The 15,981-nt window shown below is 72.0% G+C and carries 18 protein-coding genes; 4 read left to right on the top strand and 14 right to left on the bottom strand.

Going from position 1 to position 15,981, the window contains the following annotated elements; genetic code table 11:
* Window positions 1-75: 75 nt before the first annotated feature.
* From CLV68_RS04745 to CLV68_RS04735, 3 genes are read right to left on the bottom strand one after another with little or no spacing between them, the layout of a single operon-like run.
* A complete protein-coding gene (locus CLV68_RS04745; protein WP_211346508.1) occupies window positions 76-1,548 on the bottom strand; it encodes a tripartite tricarboxylate transporter permease in 1,473 nt (490 codons plus the stop codon).
* Between the two features lie 21 nt (window positions 1,549-1,569).
* Window positions 1,570-2,097: a tripartite tricarboxylate transporter TctB family protein gene (locus CLV68_RS04740; RefSeq protein WP_121389328.1), complete on the bottom strand. Its 528-nt coding sequence runs from the start codon at window positions 2,095-2,097 to the stop codon at window positions 1,570-1,572.
* Entirely contained in the window at window positions 2,094-3,086 is a 993-nt protein-coding gene (locus CLV68_RS04735; RefSeq protein WP_121389327.1) for a Bug family tripartite tricarboxylate transporter substrate binding protein, read from the bottom strand. The genes CLV68_RS04740 and CLV68_RS04735 overlap by 4 nt, the downstream gene beginning before the upstream one ends.
* 137 nt (window positions 3,087-3,223) lie before the next feature.
* Here CLV68_RS04735 and CLV68_RS04730 point away from each other — a divergent pair, with 137 nt between their 5' ends.
* Window positions 3,224-4,777, top strand: coding sequence for a sensor histidine kinase (locus CLV68_RS04730; protein ID WP_121389326.1), 1,554 nt, complete (start codon window positions 3,224-3,226; stop codon window positions 4,775-4,777).
* A complete protein-coding gene (locus tag CLV68_RS04725) occupies window positions 4,774-5,433 on the top strand; it encodes a response regulator (protein WP_121389325.1) in 660 nt (219 codons plus the stop codon). Before CLV68_RS04730 ends, CLV68_RS04725 begins: the two co-directional genes overlap by 4 nt.
* Here CLV68_RS04725 and arfB read toward each other — a convergent pair whose 3' ends face one another.
* From arfB to purF, 6 genes are all read right to left on the bottom strand, one after another.
* Window positions 5,434-5,862 carry an alternative ribosome rescue aminoacyl-tRNA hydrolase ArfB gene (gene arfB, locus CLV68_RS04720; RefSeq protein WP_121389324.1) on the bottom strand — a complete coding sequence of 143 codons (429 nt, stop codon included), beginning with the start codon at window positions 5,860-5,862 and terminating at the stop codon, window positions 5,434-5,436.
* Between the two features lie 15 nt (window positions 5,863-5,877).
* Window positions 5,878-6,000: a hypothetical protein gene (locus CLV68_RS35570; RefSeq protein WP_281274631.1), complete on the bottom strand. Its 123-nt coding sequence runs from the start codon at window positions 5,998-6,000 to the stop codon at window positions 5,878-5,880.
* Between the two features lie 70 nt (window positions 6,001-6,070).
* Complete coding sequence (locus CLV68_RS04715) at window positions 6,071-6,847, bottom strand: hypothetical protein (protein WP_121389323.1); 777 nt, start codon at window positions 6,845-6,847, stop codon at window positions 6,071-6,073.
* Between the two features lie 60 nt (window positions 6,848-6,907).
* Window positions 6,908-7,417 (bottom strand): SigE family RNA polymerase sigma factor, encoded by a 510-nt coding sequence (locus tag CLV68_RS04710; protein ID WP_121389322.1) that lies wholly within the window; start codon window positions 7,415-7,417, stop codon window positions 6,908-6,910.
* Window positions 7,418-7,971: 554 nt separating this feature from the next.
* Window positions 7,972-9,054 carry a phosphoribosylformylglycinamidine cyclo-ligase gene (gene purM, locus CLV68_RS04705; protein ID WP_121389321.1) on the bottom strand — a complete coding sequence of 361 codons (1,083 nt, stop codon included), beginning with the start codon at window positions 9,052-9,054 and terminating at the stop codon, window positions 7,972-7,974.
* A gap of 33 nt (window positions 9,055-9,087) precedes the next feature.
* Entirely contained in the window at window positions 9,088-10,620 is a 1,533-nt protein-coding gene (purF, locus tag CLV68_RS04700; RefSeq protein ID WP_211346432.1) for an amidophosphoribosyltransferase, read from the bottom strand.
* 120 nt (window positions 10,621-10,740) lie between these two features.
* Here purF and CLV68_RS04695 point away from each other — a divergent pair, with 120 nt between their 5' ends.
* Window positions 10,741-11,394 carry a TVP38/TMEM64 family protein gene (locus CLV68_RS04695; RefSeq protein WP_121389320.1) on the top strand — a complete coding sequence of 218 codons (654 nt, stop codon included), beginning with the start codon at window positions 10,741-10,743 and terminating at the stop codon, window positions 11,392-11,394.
* On the opposite strand, the gene CLV68_RS04690 is transcribed toward CLV68_RS04695, so the two are convergent.
* The 4 genes from CLV68_RS04690 to CLV68_RS04675 are packed head-to-tail and all read right to left on the bottom strand — an operon-like array spanning window position 11,391 to window position 14,307.
* Window positions 11,391-11,765, bottom strand: coding sequence for a sterol carrier family protein (locus tag CLV68_RS04690; RefSeq protein WP_121389319.1), 375 nt, complete (start codon window positions 11,763-11,765; stop codon window positions 11,391-11,393). The genes CLV68_RS04695 and CLV68_RS04690 overlap by 4 nt on opposite strands.
* Window positions 11,766-11,773: 8 nt before the next feature.
* Window positions 11,774-12,562 carry an ESX secretion-associated protein EspG gene (locus CLV68_RS04685; protein ID WP_246009665.1) on the bottom strand — a complete coding sequence of 263 codons (789 nt, stop codon included), beginning with the start codon at window positions 12,560-12,562 and terminating at the stop codon, window positions 11,774-11,776.
* A gap of 23 nt (window positions 12,563-12,585) precedes the next feature.
* Window positions 12,586-13,914, bottom strand: a complete 1,329-nt coding sequence (locus CLV68_RS04680) for a PPE domain-containing protein (protein WP_121389318.1) — start codon at window positions 13,912-13,914, stop codon at window positions 12,586-12,588.
* 48 nt (window positions 13,915-13,962) lie between these two features.
* Complete coding sequence (locus CLV68_RS04675) at window positions 13,963-14,307, bottom strand: hypothetical protein (RefSeq protein ID WP_121389317.1); 345 nt, start codon at window positions 14,305-14,307, stop codon at window positions 13,963-13,965.
* Between the two features lie 251 nt (window positions 14,308-14,558).
* On the opposite strand from CLV68_RS04675, the gene CLV68_RS04670 reads away from it, so the two are divergent.
* On the top strand, window positions 14,559-15,155 hold the full coding sequence (locus CLV68_RS04670) for a type VII secretion system-associated protein (RefSeq protein ID WP_121389316.1): 597 nt from the start codon (window positions 14,559-14,561) through the stop codon (window positions 15,153-15,155).
* Here CLV68_RS04670 and CLV68_RS04665 read toward each other — a convergent pair.
* Window positions 15,097-15,945 carry a helix-turn-helix domain-containing protein gene (locus CLV68_RS04665; RefSeq protein WP_121389315.1) on the bottom strand — a complete coding sequence of 283 codons (849 nt, stop codon included), beginning with the start codon at window positions 15,943-15,945 and terminating at the stop codon, window positions 15,097-15,099. The genes CLV68_RS04670 and CLV68_RS04665 overlap by 59 nt on opposite strands.
* Between the last annotated feature and the right edge of the window lie 36 nt (window positions 15,946-15,981).

The raw sequence follows: 15,981 nt of genomic DNA, 5'->3' as shown, positions 1-15,981 counted from the left end.
CGCTCGGTGACGAACTTCCACGTCGACCCTAGTAAGCCCGCCCCACCCCCGGTCTGTTCCCACCCGGGTTCCTGGTCACACCCGCGCGGCCCGGCGCTTGCGCAGCGCGTTCGCCGCGGGCCAGAGCAACACGACGGCGACGACCGCGTAGACCACGATCGAGAACGGCGTGTTGACCAGCCCGGTGAGCGAGCCGTCGGAGAGCTGCAACGCCCGGCGCATCTGCTGCTCGGCGGCAGGCCCGAGGATCACCCCGAGCACCGCGGGCAGCACCGGCAGCCCGTAGCGGCGCATGGCCAGCCCGATCACGCCGATCACGAACAGCACCAGCAGGTCGGCCACCTGCCCGCTGACCGCGTAGGCCCCGACCGCGGCGAAGAACAGGATGCCCGCGTACAGGTACGGCCGGGGGATCTTGAGCAGCTTCGCCCACACCGGGGCCAGCGGCAGGTTCAGCACCAGCAGCAGCACGGTCCCGACGAACAGGCTGGCGATCAGCCCCCAGACCAGGGTCGGCTCCCGCTGGAACAGCAGCGGCCCCGGCTGGATCCCGTACTGCTGGAACGCGGCCAGCATGACCGCCGCGACAGCCGTGGTCGGCAGGCCGAGGGTCAGCATCGACACCAGGGTCCCGGCGGCGGACGCGCTGGCCGTGGCCTCCGGTCCCGCGACGCCCTCGATGGCGCCGTGGCCGAACTCGCCCTTGTCCTTCGCGAGCCGCTTCTCCACCGCGTAGGACAGGAAGGTCGGGATCTCGGCGCCGCCCGCGGGCAGTGCCCCGAACGGGAACCCGATCAGCGGACCGCGCAGCCAGGGCTTCCACGAACGGCGCAGGTCGTCGCGGCCGAGCCAGGCCCGGCCGACCGGGATCGGCTCGGCGGGGCGGCGGCGCAGGTGCAGCGCGACCCACAGCGACTCACCGACGGCGAACAGGCCGACCGCGACGATGACGACGTCGATGCCGTCGGCCAGTTGCAGGGAGCCGAAGGTGAGCCGCTGCTGCCCGGTCATCTCGTCGAGCCCGACGAGGCCGATGACCAGGCCGATCAGCAGGGCGGCGAACCCGCGCACCCGGGAGGTGCCCAGCACCGAGGTCACCGCGATGAAGGCCAGGACCATGATCGCGAAGTAGTCGGGTGCGCCGATGCCGACCGCGAGCGAGGCGACGGTCGGGGCGAGCAGGACCAGCAGGGTGGTGCCGATGAGCCCACCGGCGAAGTGCCCGATGGCGGCCGCCGCGAGCGCCTGGGAGCCGCGGCCCTTGCGGGCCATCGGGTTGCCCTCGATGGCCGCGACCACCGCCGCGCTCTCACCGGGGGTGTTGAGCAGGATGGACGTGGTCGAGCCGCCGAACATGCCGCCGTAGTAGATCCCGGCGAACATGATGAACGCGCCGGTCGGTTCGAGGCCGTAGGTGACCGGGAGCAGCAGCGCGACCGCCATGGCCGGGCCGATGCCGGGCAGGACACCGATGAAGGTGCCCAGCAGCACGCCGATCGCGGCGAGCATGAGGTGCGTCGGGGTCAGCGCGGTGCCGAACCCGGACATGAGCAGGTCGAGGGATTCCACTCACAACACCCCCATCAGCGGTCCGCCGGGCAGGGGCACCCCGAGCAGGTTGTCGAACACGACGTAGGTGACCAGCGACATGCCCGCCGCGATGAGCGGGTCGCGCACCAGTTCGCGGCTGCCGAGCGCGTAGGCGGCGCCCCAGAACAGGACCGTGCCGGAGATCGGGAACCCGAGCAGCCCGATCAGCGCGGCGTTGGCCAGGAACGCCCCGGACAGCAGCAGCACCGTCTTCCAGTCGCCCGGCTCGGACAGGTCGACGTCCTCGCCCGCCTCCGCCTCGCCCTTGCCGCCGCGCAGCACATCCCTGGCCAGCAGGGCGGCGACCAGCAGCAACAGGCCGCCGACCAGCACGGGTACCGCCTTCGGGCCGACCGGGCCGCGCTGGGCGAAGTCGGTGGGGATGCTCAGCGCGTCGGTGAGCACCAGGACGCCGAGCGCGGCGAGCACCACGCACACGCCCAGTTCGGAGTGCTCGCGCAGCCACTGCCGGTCGAACCGCGGTCGGTTCTCGGTTCGGGTGCTCATGCCAGCCCCAACTCCCTGAGCACGTCGGCGACCCTGGCGTTCTCGGCGGCGAGGAACCGGCCGAACTCCGGGCCGGTCTGGAACGCGTCGGTCCACCCGTTGCGCCGCAACGACTCCTGCCACGCGCCGGAGCCGTGCAGGTCGGTGAGCAGCTTGACCAGCCGGTCGCGCGCGGTGTCGGTGATGCCGGGCGGGGCGACGACGCCGCGCCAGTTGGTGAAGTCGACGTCCACACCGGACTCCCGCAACGTCGGGGCGTCCACGCCGGGGATCCGCTTGCCGCTGGTGACGGCCAGGACGCGCAGCTCACCCGCCTGGATCTGGTCGCGGTACTCGCCGATGCCGGACACACCGAAGGCGACCTTGCCGCCCAGCACCGAGGCGAGCAGCTCTCCGCCGCCGTCGAAGGGCACGTAGTTGACGTCCCTCGGCGCCAGCCCGACGGCCTTGGCCATCAGCATCGGCGCGAGGTGGTCGGGTCCGCCGGGGGACGAGCCGCCGCCGACCGGGACCGCGCCGGGGGTCGCCTTCCAGGCCGCGATCAGGCCGGCAAGGTCGGTGTAGGGGGAGTCCTTGGCCACCACCACGATGTCCGGCTCCTCGATGAGCCTGGCGATCGGGGTGGTGTCGGCCAGCGACGAGGGCGACTTGTTCGTGTAAACACTGCCGACGACGCCCAGGCCCATCGACATGATGAGCTTGTCGTTGCCACGTTCGTTCACCAGCCGCCCGAGGCCGACAGTGCCACCGGCGCCAGGCAGGTTGAACACCTCGATGCCGCTGGACAGACCGCTGTCCTCGATCGACTTGACCGCGGTTCTCGCCGTGATGTCGTAGCCACCGCCTGGCGAGTTCGGCACCAGCACGCGCAGGCCGCGCACACCGGTGCTGTCGGAGTCACCCGAGCTGAGCAGCGGGGGGACCAGCAGCACCGCGGCCAGGGCTGACAGCGCGGCCACCAGCGGGGATACGCGCACTGTGCCTTTCATACGGTGACCCGCCCCTCATTTCGTTGATGCAAGCATGTTGCCCCCGAGTTACGGCACCTGTCGCGTTGCGGCCACAGCGGTCGTTGTGGTCCTTGTGTTCACAGGCTGAGTCGGGCTCGCCAGGGCACACTGGTGCGATGGCTGGACGGGGCTCGCTGGCGCGCCAACTGCTCGGTTGGCAGGTGGTGATCGTGGTGACCCTGCTCGCGGCCGTCGCGGTGTTCTCGGCGGTCCAGGCGCGGTCGGCGTTCCAGACCACCGAGGGCCGCAGGATGCTGTCGGTGGCCGAAGACGTCGCCGCGACCCCGGGGGTGCGGGCCGCGCTGGCCGACCCGCTGCGCTACCACCAACTCCCGCCGTTCGCGGAGAGCGCGCGGAGCCTTTCCGGCGCGGACGGGGTGCTGATCGCACTGCCCGCGTTGCGGGTGCTGACCTCACCAGACCCGACACAGGTCGGTGGCCAGCTCCCGATCGGCGACAGCACTGTCCAGTCAGGACGGTCGTGGGTCGGCGAGGTGGGGCCGTACCTGGTCGCGCACGTGCCGGTGATCGGCGACAACGGCACGGTGATCGGGATCGTCGCGGCCGAGGCGGACCGGCCCTCGTTCGTGGCGGGTGTGGTGCACTCGCCGGGCGAGGCGCTGCTGATCCTCGGGGTGGCGACGGTGCTCGGCGTCGGCGGGTCGCTGCTGGTGGCCAGGCGGGTGAAGCGGCAGACGCTGGGGCTGGAGCCGACTGAGATCGCCGGGCTGGTCGAGCACCGGGAGGCGATGCTGCACGGGATCAAGGAGGGCGTCGTCGGCCTCGACCAGCAGGGCAGGGTGACGCTGGTCAACGACCACGCCAGGGTGCTGCTGTCGCTGCCGGACGACGCGGTCGGGCGGCCGGTCACCGACTTCGAGTTCAACGACCGCGCGCTCGACGTGCTCAGCGGCCGGGCCGAGGGCGCTGACCAGATCGTGCTGCGCCGCGGCCGGGTGCTGATCATGAACCGGATGCCGATCGGCGGTGGCGACGGCGGCGTCGGGTCGGTGGTGACCTTGCGCGACCGCACCGAGATCGTCGCCCTGCGGCACGAACTGGACGCCAACCGCGCTACCACGGACACGCTGCGCGCGCAGGCGCACGAGTTCTCCAACCGGCTGCACACCATCGCCGGCCTGATCGAGCTCGGCGAGTACGACGAGGTCCGGCGCTTCGTCGACCGGGTCAGCCACACCAGGTCGGCCTGGCAGTCCGAGGTCAGCTCGCACGTGGCCGACCCGGCGGTGGCCGCGCTGCTGGTGGCGAAGTCGAGCCTGGCCGCGGAGCAGGCCGTGGGTCTGCGGCTGGCGCCGTCGAGCCGCTTGGGCGCCGTCGACGAGCACCTGTCGGCGGATCTGGTGACAGTGCTGGGGAATCTCGTCGACAACGCGCTGGACTCGGTGCGCGGCGGGGGCGGCTGGATCGAGGTCGCGTTGACCCACGAGGGCGGGGTGGTGCTGGTGGTCGTGTGCGACTCGGGACCCGGCGTGGCACCGGATCTCGCCTCGGAGGTGTTCCGGCACGGGTTCACCACCAAGGCGGCGGAAGAAGGCGGCCAACGCGGCCTGGGGCTCGCGCTGACCCGCCAGACCTGCCTGAGCCGCGGCGGCACGATCGAGGTCGACGGCGCCGTGTTCACCGCCCGGCTGCCGGAGGTGCCCGCGTGATCAGCGTTCTCGTGGTGGACGACGACTTCATGGTGGCACGAGTCCACTGTGGATATATCGAGCGCACGCCGGGCTTCACCGTGGCCGGTGTAGCCCACACCGGCGCCCAGGCGCTGGCGTTGACCACCCGGCTGCGCCCGGACCTCGTCCTGCTCGACATCTACCTGCCGGACATGGGCGGCCTGGAAGTCCTGCGGGAGCTGCGCAACGGCCAGGCCCAGCCGGACGTCATCGTCATCAGCGCCGCCACCGACGTGGACACCGTCCGGGGCGCCCTGCGCGGCGGCGTGCTGCACTACCTCGTCAAGCCGTTCTCCTACACCGCGCTGCACGACCAGCTGCGCCACTTCGCCACCGTCCACACCAGACTCGGCGAGCTGATCAGCGCCGACCAGGCCGCCATCGACGAGGTCTTCGGCGCCCGGCCGCGCTCCGCACTGCCGAAGGGGCTCACCGAGCAGACGGCTGCCCTGGTCGAGCAGGTCCTGCGCGCCGCCGACCCGGACGTCTCCGCGGCCGAGTGCGCCGCGCGGTCGAACATCTCCCGGGTCAGCGCCCGCCGCTACCTGGAGCACTTCGTCGACGCCAACCGCGCCGAGGTCCGCCTGCGCTACGGCGGCACCGGCCGACCCGAACGCCGGTACCGCCCGCGCTGACTACTCGTCCGGCGGGCGCTTGCGCGTCTGCTTGGTCTGGGAGCGTTGCTTCTTGGCCGTCAGTCGGCGCTCGCGGGAACCGCGGGAGGGCTTGGTGTCGCGGCGGGACGGGGGCGGCGGAGCGGCGGCCTGGCGCAGCAGGGCGGCCAGGCGCTCGCGGGCCGCGGTGCGGTTGGCCAACTGCGCCCGGTACTCGCTGGCCGCGATGGTCAGCACCCCGTCCACCAGCCGGTTGCCGAGCCTGGCCAGCATCCTGCCGCGCAGGGCGTCCGGAATGGACGGTGACCTGGCGACGTCGAACGACAGCTCCACCCGGCTGTCGGCGGTGTTCACGCCCTGACCGCCGGGACCGGACGAGCGGGAGAACCGCTCACGCAGCTCACCCGCCGGTACGACCAGCGTCGCGGACACCACCAACTCATCAGGCACGCGTACCAGGATGCCTTAGCGGGCAAACGGGTTTCCGCTCAGGAGTACAAACCGGTGCCCGCCCTCGACGTCGTGGGTGAGGGTGAGCGAGCACACGCCGTTCTCCCCCTCGGCGATCTCGTAGGTCAGTCGGGTCATATCCACATCGGACTCAAGCTCGGACGGAACGACCATATGGTCACCTGTCAACGCGCGCGGACCCGCGGGCTCAGGGGGCGATGCCGGGCAGCGTCGCGATCTTGACCAGCATCGAGTCGGGCAGCACCTGGTCGGGGCGCCCGTACGTGCCCGCGGTCTCGGTGACCTCGACCGTCACCGAGTCAGCCCGGTCGGCGACGACCTGCACCACGGCGGGACCGTTGTCCGGGAAGTCCCTGCTGGTGCGCACCTTCGCGGTCCCGACGACGGAGGTCGCGCAGTGCGGCAGCGGCTTGCCGGACGCAGCGTTGACGCAGTCCATCATGTGCGTCAGCGCCGCGGTGAAGTAGACGCTGATCTGGAGCAGGCGATCGCCCTTGGGGGTCTCCAGGACGACCTTGAGTTCACCGCCGTCGAACTCGTACCACTCGCGCCCGGCGGTGGTGGCGACCGGGCGCACCCCCGCGGGCCAGGGCAGGGCCGAGTCGCGCAGCGCGGAGTACGACCGCTCCGGGGACCGGGTCGTGACCGCCGTCTTCGGTGTCTCGGTCGGCGCACCGGGCAGCAACACCGGGGACGTCGGCAGGGGCTCGGGCGACGCCGTGGGCGCCGGACCCGAGGGCGCCGCGGGCAGGACGGAAGGCCCGCTGAGCCCGAGCGCGCCACTGGACAGCACGGCCGCGCCGAACACGGCCACCGCCACCGCGGCCGCCACCCCGCCGGTCGCCGCCGCCCTGCGCCGCCGCAACCGCCGCCGCCCGCTCGCCACGACCCCGTCCCGGTCGAAGCCGAGCGGCGGCTCGTCACCGAACGCCCGACCCAGCAGGTCACGCACCTCGTCGGTCACAACAGCCCCTCCACCCGATCACGGCCACCCTCCGTCGCACGCCTCCCGATCCCGTCCCGCTCACCGCTGCCCCTCGACCAGGACCCGGCCGTCCGCCAAGAGCTTGCGCAGCGCAGCCAACCCCTTCGCCGCCTGGCTCTTGATCGTCCCCTCGCTCTTGCCCAGTGCCTGCGCGGTCTCGGCGACGCTCAGGTCCTCCCAGTACCGGAGCACCACCACCGCCCGCTGCCCGGCCGGGAGCAGCGCCAACGCCCGCCGCACATCCACCGCGTCGGCCACACCCGCCGGTTCCACCCCGACCTCGGGCAACCGCTCGACCACGTTCTCCCGCCGCCGGAACGCCCGCCGCGACTCGTCGATCGCCGACCGCACCATCACCTTGCGCGAGTAGGCGTCCACCCCGCCCTCGCGGTTGAGCCGCGGCCACGCCACGTAGATCTTCGCCAGCGTCGTCTGCACCAGGTCCTCCGCGCGGTGCCAGTCACCCCCACTGAGCAGGAAGGCCGTCCGGCGCATGACAGTGGCCCGGCTGTCCAGGTACTCCCCGAACTCCGCGTCCCGGTCCGGCACGAGTACCTCCCAAGGTCGCCCAGTAGTACGAGCCGACACCCCAGCAGGTTGCCCCGCCCCCCATGGTCATCTCCACCCCTGGCGGCGAACCCACAGCAACCCCACAGTCCCGTGCCGCCCCTGCTCCCCCGCCACTTGCTAGCCCTCGCCAGCTCGCCGCCTTGCTGTCCTTGCTGGCCCTCGCGCCGGCCCTCTCCGGCCTTGCTGGCCCCCGCCAGCCTCGCCGCGTCGCCGCGTCGCCGCGTCGCCGCGTCGCCGCGTCGCCGCGTCGCTGACCTTGCTGGCCCAGGTTCACCCGGTTCAGCGACAGAAGTTATCCACATCTGGATCTTGGGAGAGGTGCTTTCAAGATCCACTGTCGGGGGGTGCCGGTAGACTGGGACCTGGGACGCCCCCCGGTGAGGGTGGGGGCTGGGCCGGGTCGGGACCGCGTGCGCGCGAAGCGGCTGGGGCGGGGTAAGAGCTTCCGGGGGATGGCTGCGGGTACGGCGAAGGCCCGGCGGCGCTGGGGCGCGGCCGGGCCTTCGAGGTGGGCTTGAGAAACGGGGTAGGGCTTAGAAGCGGGGGTGGTCGCCGGTGAGGGTGGCGCGGGGGGTGGTGGGGTCTTCGGCGGGGCGGACCTCGCCGAGGATCCAGGAGGGGACGTGGCGGGCGGTGAGGACGGCGAGGGCTCGGTCGACGTCCTCGGGGGCGACGACGGCGACCATGCCGACGCCCATGTTGAAGGTGCGTTCCATCTCCTCGCGGGCCACCCGGCCGCGCTGGGCGATGAGGGAGAAGACCGGCTGCGGGGTCCAGGTGCCGCGGTCGAGCGTGGCGTGCAGGCCGTTGGGGATGACCCTGGCCAGGTTGGCCGCGAGGCCGCCGCCGGTGATGTGGGCGAAGGTGCGGACCTCGGTCTCGGCGGCCAGCGCCAGGCAGTCCTTGGCGTAGATGCGGGTCGGTTCCAGCAGTTCCTCGCCCAGGGTGCGGCCGAACTCCTCGACGTGGCCCGAGAGCGGGATGCGGCCGATCTGCAGCAGCACGTGCCTGGCCAGCGAGTAGCCGTTGGAGTGCAGGCCGGAAGAGCCCATGCCGATCAGCACGTCACCGGGGCGGACGCGGTCCGGGCCGAGGATCTGGTCGGCCTCGACCACGCCGACGCCGGTGGCGGACAGGTCGTACGCCCCGTCCGACATCAGGCCGGGGTGTTCCGCGGTCTCGCCGCCGAGCAGGGCGCAGCCCGCCTGGACGCAGCCCTCGGAGATGCCCTTGACCAGCGCCGCGATCCGGTCCGGCAGGACCTTGCCGACGGCGATGTAGTCCTGCAGGAACAGCGGTTCCGCGCCGCAGACCACCAGGTCGTCGACCACCATGGCGACCAGGTCGACGCCGACGGTGTCGTGGATGTCCAGCGCCTGGGCAATGGCGATCTTGGTGCCGACGCCGTCGGTCGAGGAGGCGAGCACCGGTTCCTTCCACCGGTCCAGCTTGAGCTTGAACAGGCCGGCGAACCCGCCGATGCCGCCGAGCACCTCCGGCCGGTTGGCCTTGGCCGCCCATGGCTTGAGCTTCTCGACCGCCTCGTCACCTGCTTCGATGCTCACGCCTGCTGCGGCGTAGGTGGCGTTGGACTCGGGTGAGCTGGTCTCAGTCATGGCTCGAATCAGGTCGGAGGGTCGGGACACGGGTCACGGGCGCCGGAGGGCGTCCTCGGCACCGTACCCGGCTGGCTGCAGCGGCGCGGCGGAGCCCGCCACGCCCTTCTCGATGCCCTCGAGCAGGTGCTTGCCGATCAGGGCGTCGTCGGGCAGTTCGATCGGGTACTCGCCGGTGAAGCACGCCGCGCACAGCCGCGTCTTGGGCTGGTCGCTCGCGGCGATCAGCGCGTCGAGCGAGACGTAGCCGAGCGAGTCCGCGCCGATGGAGCGGCGGATGCCGTCGAGGTCGAGGCCGTTGGCGACCAGTTCGGCGCGCGAGGCGAAGTCGATGCCGTAGAAGCAGGGCCACTGCACCGGCGGCGACGCGATCCGCACGTGCACCTCGAGGGCACCGGCCTCGCGCAGCATCCGGACCAGGGCGCGCTGGGTGTTGCCGCGCACGACCGAGTCGTCGACCACGATGAGCCGCTTGCCCCGGATGACCTCGCGCAGCGGGTTGAGCTTGAGCCGGATGCCGAGTTGGCGGATGGTCTGCGACGGCTGGATGAAGGTGCGCCCGACGTAGGCGTTCTTCACCAGCGCGGTGCCGAACGGGATGCCGCTGCCCTGCGCGTACCCGATGGCCGCTGGCGTGCCCGATTCCGGCACCGGGACGACGAGGTCGGCTTCGACCGGGTGCTCGATGGCGAGGCGGCGGCCGATCTCGACCCTGGTCGCGTGCACCGAGCGGCCGGAGATCGTGGTGTCCGGCCTGGCCAGGTACACGTACTCGAACAGGCAGCCCTTGGGTTCCGGGCTGGCGAACCGCGACGAGCGCAGGCCGTCGGTGTCGATCGCGATCAGCTCGCCCGGCTCGACCTCGCGGACGAAGGAGGCGCCGACGATGTCGAGCGCGGCGGTCTCGCTGGCCACCACCCAGCCGCGTTCGAGGCGGCCGAGCACCAGCGGCCGGACCCCGTGCGGGTCACGGGCGGCGTAGAGGGTCGACTCGTCGGAGAAGACCAGGCAGTACGCGCCGCGGATGGTCGGCAGGACCTCCAGCGCGGCCTGCTCCAGGCCCTTGTCGGCGGCGCTCGCCGCGAGCAGGGCGGTCATGATGTCGGAGTCGGTCGTCGCGCCGTTGCGGGAGGTCACGCCGAGCTTGGTGGCGCGGTCGCGCAGTTCCGCGGTGTTGACCAGGTTGCCGTTGTGGCCGAGGGAGAGCCCGCTGCCGGTGGCGGTGGTGCGGAAGGTCGGCTGGGCGTTCTCCCAGGTGGTCGACCCGGTGGTCGAGTACCGGCAGTGCCCGACGGCGACGTGGCCGCGCAGCGAGGACAGGACCTGCTCGTCGAACACCTGGCTGACCAGGCCGAGGTCCTTGAAGACGACGATCTGGTTGCCGTCGGCGACCGAGATGCCCGCCGCCTCCTGCCCACGGTGCTGGAGTGCGTACAGACCGTAGTAGGTGAGTTTCGCCACTTCCTCGCCTGGGGCCCAGACGCCGAAGACACCGCATTCCTCGCGGGGCTCTGGCTCGGGCTGGTCGAAAGTGGGGATAGGGCCAGTCGTGAACTGGTCGGCCACCAAGCGCTCCCTGGGGGGTGGAGTGAGGGCTGCACCCCAGTGTAAGCGCTGCTCGGCGCACCCAAGCCCACCGCACGGTGGCGCACGTCACCCGGCAGTCCTTGCCGTTACCTTGGTGGAGTGCCCGGTCGTCGAGCCCTACTCCTCCTGCTAGCCGTACTCGTGATCCTTGTCGTGGCCGGATCTCTCACCCCGATCCCTAGCCCCGCGCAGGTCCGGGTGTGGGCGGAAGGGCTCGGTTGGGCCACCCCGGTGATCTTCCTGGTCGCGTACTCGTTGCTCACGGTGGCACCCATCCCGCGCACCGTGTTCAACCTGTCCGCGGGTCTGCTGCTCGGCGGGGTGGTGGGGTTCGTGGTCGCGATGGTGGCGACGACGATCGCGTCGGCGGTGGCGTTCTCGCTGGCCAGGGGCCTGGGGCGGCGGTGGGTCGAGCCGCACATGGAGCTCGGTGTGGTGCGCGTGGTGAACTCGCGGCTCGCGGGCGGCGGGCTGGGCGCGATCACCTCGCTGCGGCTGGTGCCGATGATCCCGTTCGCGCCGATGAACTACTGCTGCGGCCTGTCGACGATCCCGGTGCGGCCGTTCCTGGTCGGCACGTTCCTGGGCAGCCTCCCCGGCACGGCGGCGGCTGTCTTCCTCGGTGACGCCCTCACCGGCACGACGCCGCCCGCGCTGCTGGCCGTCTACGCGGTCTTGGCGGTCGTAGGCGCCATCGGATTCGCCTTGGTCATGCGCCGCACCAAGCCGGAACGCGAACTGGTCGACGCCTAGAACCTCAGCAGGGGCAACAAAGCGGACAGATCCGCGCGCGCCCCCGAGGCGGCCACCCGCCCATCGGTCACCGCGTCGTCCCAGCGCACCCGCCCGACCGCCAGGTCCAGCCAGGTGCGCGGATCCATCTCGACGACGTTGGGCGGCGTCCCCCGCGTGTGCCGGGGGCCTTCGACGCACTGCACGGCCGCGAACGGCGGCACCCGCACCTCGACGCTGTGCCCCGGCGCGTCCTGCTCCAGGGTGCGCAGGCTCAGCCGGACGGCGGCGGCGAGCACCGGTCGGGCGGGCTGGTCACCGCCGTCGAGCCACGGGAGGGTGGCTGCCACGGCGGCGCGGAGCTCGGCGGGGTCGATGGCCTTGCGCGGCACGGGTCCGGCTAGCCCTCGATGTCCCTGACCACGTCGTCGAGGACTTCCTCGACGAGGTGCACCAGCTTGCGGTTGTCCGCGGGCGAGATCGTCGTCCACAGCGTCTTGTCCGGAGAAGCCCGGCGGACCTGGACGTAGCGGCCGCCGTCGGTGTCGAAGAACGACACGACCCGGTCGCCGCGGACCCGGCGGCCGAGCCGGTCCCGCGCCGCGGCGCCGAAGTTCCCGGTGCCGTGCACGTCGCCGATCATCTCGGTCAGCGCGGTCGCGTCCTCGCCGCGCACACCCCGGGCGTGCAGGGCGAGCTCGAAGCTCTTCTGCGTCCCGTCGGTGCTCTTGGCCGCGGCCTCGAAGTCGTCCGTGCGCAGGGTGATCGACCGCCCCTGACCGGCCTGGAGCGCTGGGAGCACGCCGACCGCCGCGCTCGCCAGTCCTGCGGGCGAGGTGCGGCTGAGGGTGATCCGGTCGTCGCCGAGCACCGCGAGCGCGGCCTGGTCGCGCCCGGCCGAGCACGCCAGCAACCGCACGCCGCGGCCGACCCAGGTGCGGCCGTCGACCTCGCGGTCGGGCCGGGCCAGCAGCCGCAGCAGGTGCTCGACCTCCGGGTGCAGGTCGACCTTGCGGCCGAGCCCGCGCTGCTCGAGTCCGGCCCAGACCTCGTCCTCGATCCGGGCCCGCTCCTCGTAGGTCTTGCCCGGTGAGGGCACCTTGACCACCAGGGGCATGGTCCCCGGGGACAGGTGCTCCCACAGCACGTCGAACTCCAGCGCGGAGAGCGACACAGGGGTGCTCGTCACCTCAGCCACTATGCCGAACGTGGTCACTCGTCGGCGCCGAGGACGGCCTGCGACACCGCTCGCTCGTCGCCGAACACGTCATCGGTCTCGACGAGGTAGCTCGCGGTCTCGAACTCCTCCTCGTCGTCCTCGCCGTTGGCCCGGTTCTGGCCGCCAGGGCCACCGAGTCCGCCCTTGCCCGCGACCGCACCGTTGGAGCGCGAGCCCATGACGTTGTCGCCCGCGCCGCCGAAGCCACCGCTGCCGGACATACCGCCACGACCGAGCTGACCGCTCTGCCGCGCGCTCTCACCGGTCGCGCCAGGGGTGCCGATGGACGAACCCGCGCCACCCTTGCCGTTGACGCCACCGCCGGACTTGGGGCCTTCAGCGCCGTTGACGCCACCGGTCGGGTTGAGGGAGCCGTTGAAGTTCCCGGTGAAGTTGTTGTTCTGGTTGAACCTGGCGTCGCCGCCACCCGTGTTCAGGTTGTTGGAGAACTGGTTGTGGTTCAGGTTCGGGCCCTCGCCACCGGTGACCGGGACGTAGCCGGACGGCGCGGTCCAGCCGTTCGGCCTGGTGAAGCCGGACGGGGTGTTCGAGCCGGGGAGGGCGCCGGGGTGGGTGAACTGCGCGTTGCCGCCGCCGTGGCCGGGCGCGGTGTAGCTGCCGCCGCCGAAGTGGCCGACGGTGCCCGGGCTGTAGCTCGCGGTGTTGGTGCCGGTGTCGCCGTTGGCGCCGGAGAAGTTCGACACGAAGTGCCCGGCGGCGTAACCGGTGCCGCCGGAGGGCTCCGGGGTGGAGACCACGACGTCCGGCGGGGGCACGAACTCGCCGAGGGTGTTGGTGTTGAACCGGCTGCTCGACTGGTAGCTGTCCATGGCGTCCACGGCCTTCTGGGAGGCGGCGTCCTGCGCGGCCTCCTGGGCCTCGTGGTCCTGCGCCTGGTTCACGACCACCGCGGCCGGGCCGGGGTTGCCGGTGAGCAACGCGGCACCCGCCGCGAGCTTCGACCACCCGGACGGCGCGGGCGTGGTGACCTCGACCGGCTCCGGCACCTCGGCGCGGGCCCGGCCGACGATGTCGGCCTGGTACTCGGTGGAGGCGCGCATGCCCGACGCACCGGTCTGCGCGTCGCAGGCCCACGCCTGCAACGGGGTCAGACCGGTCTGCGCCTGGTCGGCCGCGCCACCCTCCCAGCTCGCGGCGAGGGTGCCGAGCTTGGCGTTGAGGTCGGCGTCGATCTCGGCCAGCTCGGTCTGCAGCGAGTCCCAGTACTCGGTCTGCGGGGTCGACGCGGCCGGACCGGGGCCGCCGTTGATCATCGTGTGCAGGGTGGGGTGGTCGTACCCGCGCCACCGGTGCATTGCCATGTTCGGATCACCCTCGGTAGACAGCTGCTGGGATCAGGGGGGAGCTGGTCACGCCTGGTGGGTCTTGCCCCACATCGCGGAGTTGGTGCCCTCGGTGGCCAGGTAGCCCCGTTCGGCCTGCTCGAGCGCGGTGATCGCCCGCTGCAGCTGTTCCTGGTAGCCGCGCAGGCACTTGCTCGCCGAGTCGTCGCCGCCGCCGTTGGTGCGCTGGGTGAACTCGGTGGCCGTCGTGCCGCTCACCGGGTCGTTCGCCCACTCCGGCACCCGCAGCGCGTCGAGCACGGTGACCTTCTCCGACACCCTGGCGTGCGCCTCGCGGAACGCGGCGAGCGCACCGGGGATGGCGGAGGGCTCGACGCGCAGTGTCTGGGTTCCGGCGTACGCGGGCTCCACCGGGAGGGAACCCCCACCGCCATCGGCTAGAAACACCGTCCTGACCCCCTGGTCCTGTGCATTTGCGACGACTCTATCTCTGATGACCGACGTCGTGGAACGGTTCCCGCGTTATTGGTCGACTTCGTGGGGAATTCCTCGCGCGGTGGCGGTGGGCGCCCGTCCGATCACGCGAAGTGAGCACTCGCTCTAGGATGACGCGCACCCACCCCGCGCCAAGGAGGTACCGCCTCCGCGCCAAGGAGGCGACGATGGACCAGCCGGAGATCACCCTCGAGATGCGGGCCAGCGCCCGCTCCAACCCCGACAGCTGGCTGTACGTGATCGACCCCGAGTTCAGCAGGCACGAGGACGTGCCGCCGTGGGGGGTCGTCGGCGCCTACCCGGTCGACGAGCGCGGCCAGATCGGCGAGCGGTTCCGGGCCAACCGCGACTACCGGCCGTCACCCACGGCGTTGCGGATGCCGGTGCCCGCGAACCGGTTGGAGAAGGTGTTGCAGCTGATCCACACCAGATACCGCCCGCAGGCGGATTTGTTGCCGGAGCTGCACGACGCGACATTGTTGATCTTTGCTCGGTCGTCGAACGACGCGGGGATCACCGGATTCCCGGCCAGGGACGGCACGGTGATGGTGCCCGCCTGCACCTCGGCGACGCACGTGCCACCCGCCTGGCCCGCGTGGCGGGAGGTGCGCGGGCACGAGGTGGCCGCCCTGCTCGGCGGCCACCCCCTGGTGGTCAACCCGGAGAGCCCGATCACCGCCGTCGTGCCCGCAGCGCACCTGGCGGCTACCCGGCCGTCCCCTCGGCGAGCGCGACGAGAAAAGCCCGCGACTCATCGGGCGTGAGCGCGGACTCGGCGAGCGCGGCCAGCACCGCCCGGTACCCGGCGACCTCCTCGTTGCCCTCGATGAACTGGCAGGACGTCTCGCTCTCCACGCACACCACCGGCTTGAAGTCGGCGAACTCCAGCAGCCGGAACGGCCCGGCCGCCGACGCCGTGACCCCGCGCTCGGTCGGCACGACCCGGATGGTGATGTTGCGCCGGTCGGACATCCGGACCAGGTCACGGGCCTGGTCGGCGCGCAGCTCGGGACCGCCGATGGGCAGCCGCAGCGCCGCCTCGTGGATGTGGAACACGCACGTTGGCGGCAGGTCCCGCTTGACGAACTGGCGCCTGGTCAGCTTCGCCACCACCCGCGCGTCCCGTTCGTTGGGCGGCACGGTCACATCGGCGGCGACCAGCGCCCTGGCGTAGTCGTCGGTCTGCAGCGGGGCGGGCACCACCAGCAGGTCCAGCCCGCGGATGGCCACGGCCTGCTCCTCGTGGTCGATGAGCGCGTGCAGGTGCCTGGGCAACCGGCCCGCCTGCTCGCGCGACCAGGCGGGGGCGCGCAGTTCGGCGCAGATCGCCAGCAGCCGGTCCCGCTCGCCCCCGGAGACGGCGCAGACCCGCAGGAAGTCGACGAGGTCGGCGTGGGAGACGCCGCGGGTGCCGAGGAACATCCGGGACAGCTTGCTCTTGGACCACCCGAGCAGCGCGCACGCGCGCACCCCGTTGAGGTTGGCCCGCACCATGGCCAGCCGCATGCTCTCGCCCAACTCCCTGGCCCGGATCGTGGGCTCGCGTTTATCCATGTCCGTATGGGTCTCATGTTGCCCGTCGGCAAGGAG

This window comes from Actinokineospora cianjurensis (assembly GCF_003663795.1).
GTDB classification, from domain to species: Bacteria; Actinomycetota; Actinomycetes; order Mycobacteriales; family Pseudonocardiaceae; genus Actinokineospora; species Actinokineospora terrae.
The sequence above is the reverse complement of the archived record's forward strand: the minus strand, read 5'-3'. Positions and strand labels throughout refer to the sequence as shown.

Bases quoted from the DNA above. Each gene is read 5' to 3' on its own strand.
- CLV68_RS04680 (WP_121389318.1), bottom strand. From the start codon at position 13,914: ATGGCAATGCACCGGTGGCGCGGGTACGACCACCCCACCCTGCACACG.
- CLV68_RS04730 (WP_121389326.1), top strand. From the start codon at position 3,224: ATGGCTGGACGGGGCTCGCTGGCGCGCCAACTGCTCGGTTGGCAGGTG.
- CLV68_RS04740 (WP_121389328.1), bottom strand. From the start codon at position 2,097: ATGAGCACCCGAACCGAGAACCGACCGCGGTTCGACCGGCAGTGGCTG.
- CLV68_RS35570 (WP_281274631.1), bottom strand. From the start codon at position 6,000: ATGACCCGACTGACCTACGAGATCGCCGAGGGGGAGAACGGCGTGTGC.
- CLV68_RS04735 (WP_121389327.1), bottom strand. From the start codon at position 3,086: ATGAAAGGCACAGTGCGCGTATCCCCGCTGGTGGCCGCGCTGTCAGCC.
- purM (WP_121389321.1), bottom strand. From the start codon at position 9,054: ATGACTGAGACCAGCTCACCCGAGTCCAACGCCACCTACGCCGCAGCA.
- CLV68_RS04665 (WP_121389315.1), bottom strand. From the start codon at position 15,945: ATGGATAAACGCGAGCCCACGATCCGGGCCAGGGAGTTGGGCGAGAGC.
- CLV68_RS04745 (WP_211346508.1), bottom strand. From the start codon at position 1,548: ATGTCCGGGTTCGGCACCGCGCTGACCCCGACGCACCTCATGCTCGCC.
- CLV68_RS04670 (WP_121389316.1), top strand. From the start codon at position 14,559: ATGGACCAGCCGGAGATCACCCTCGAGATGCGGGCCAGCGCCCGCTCC.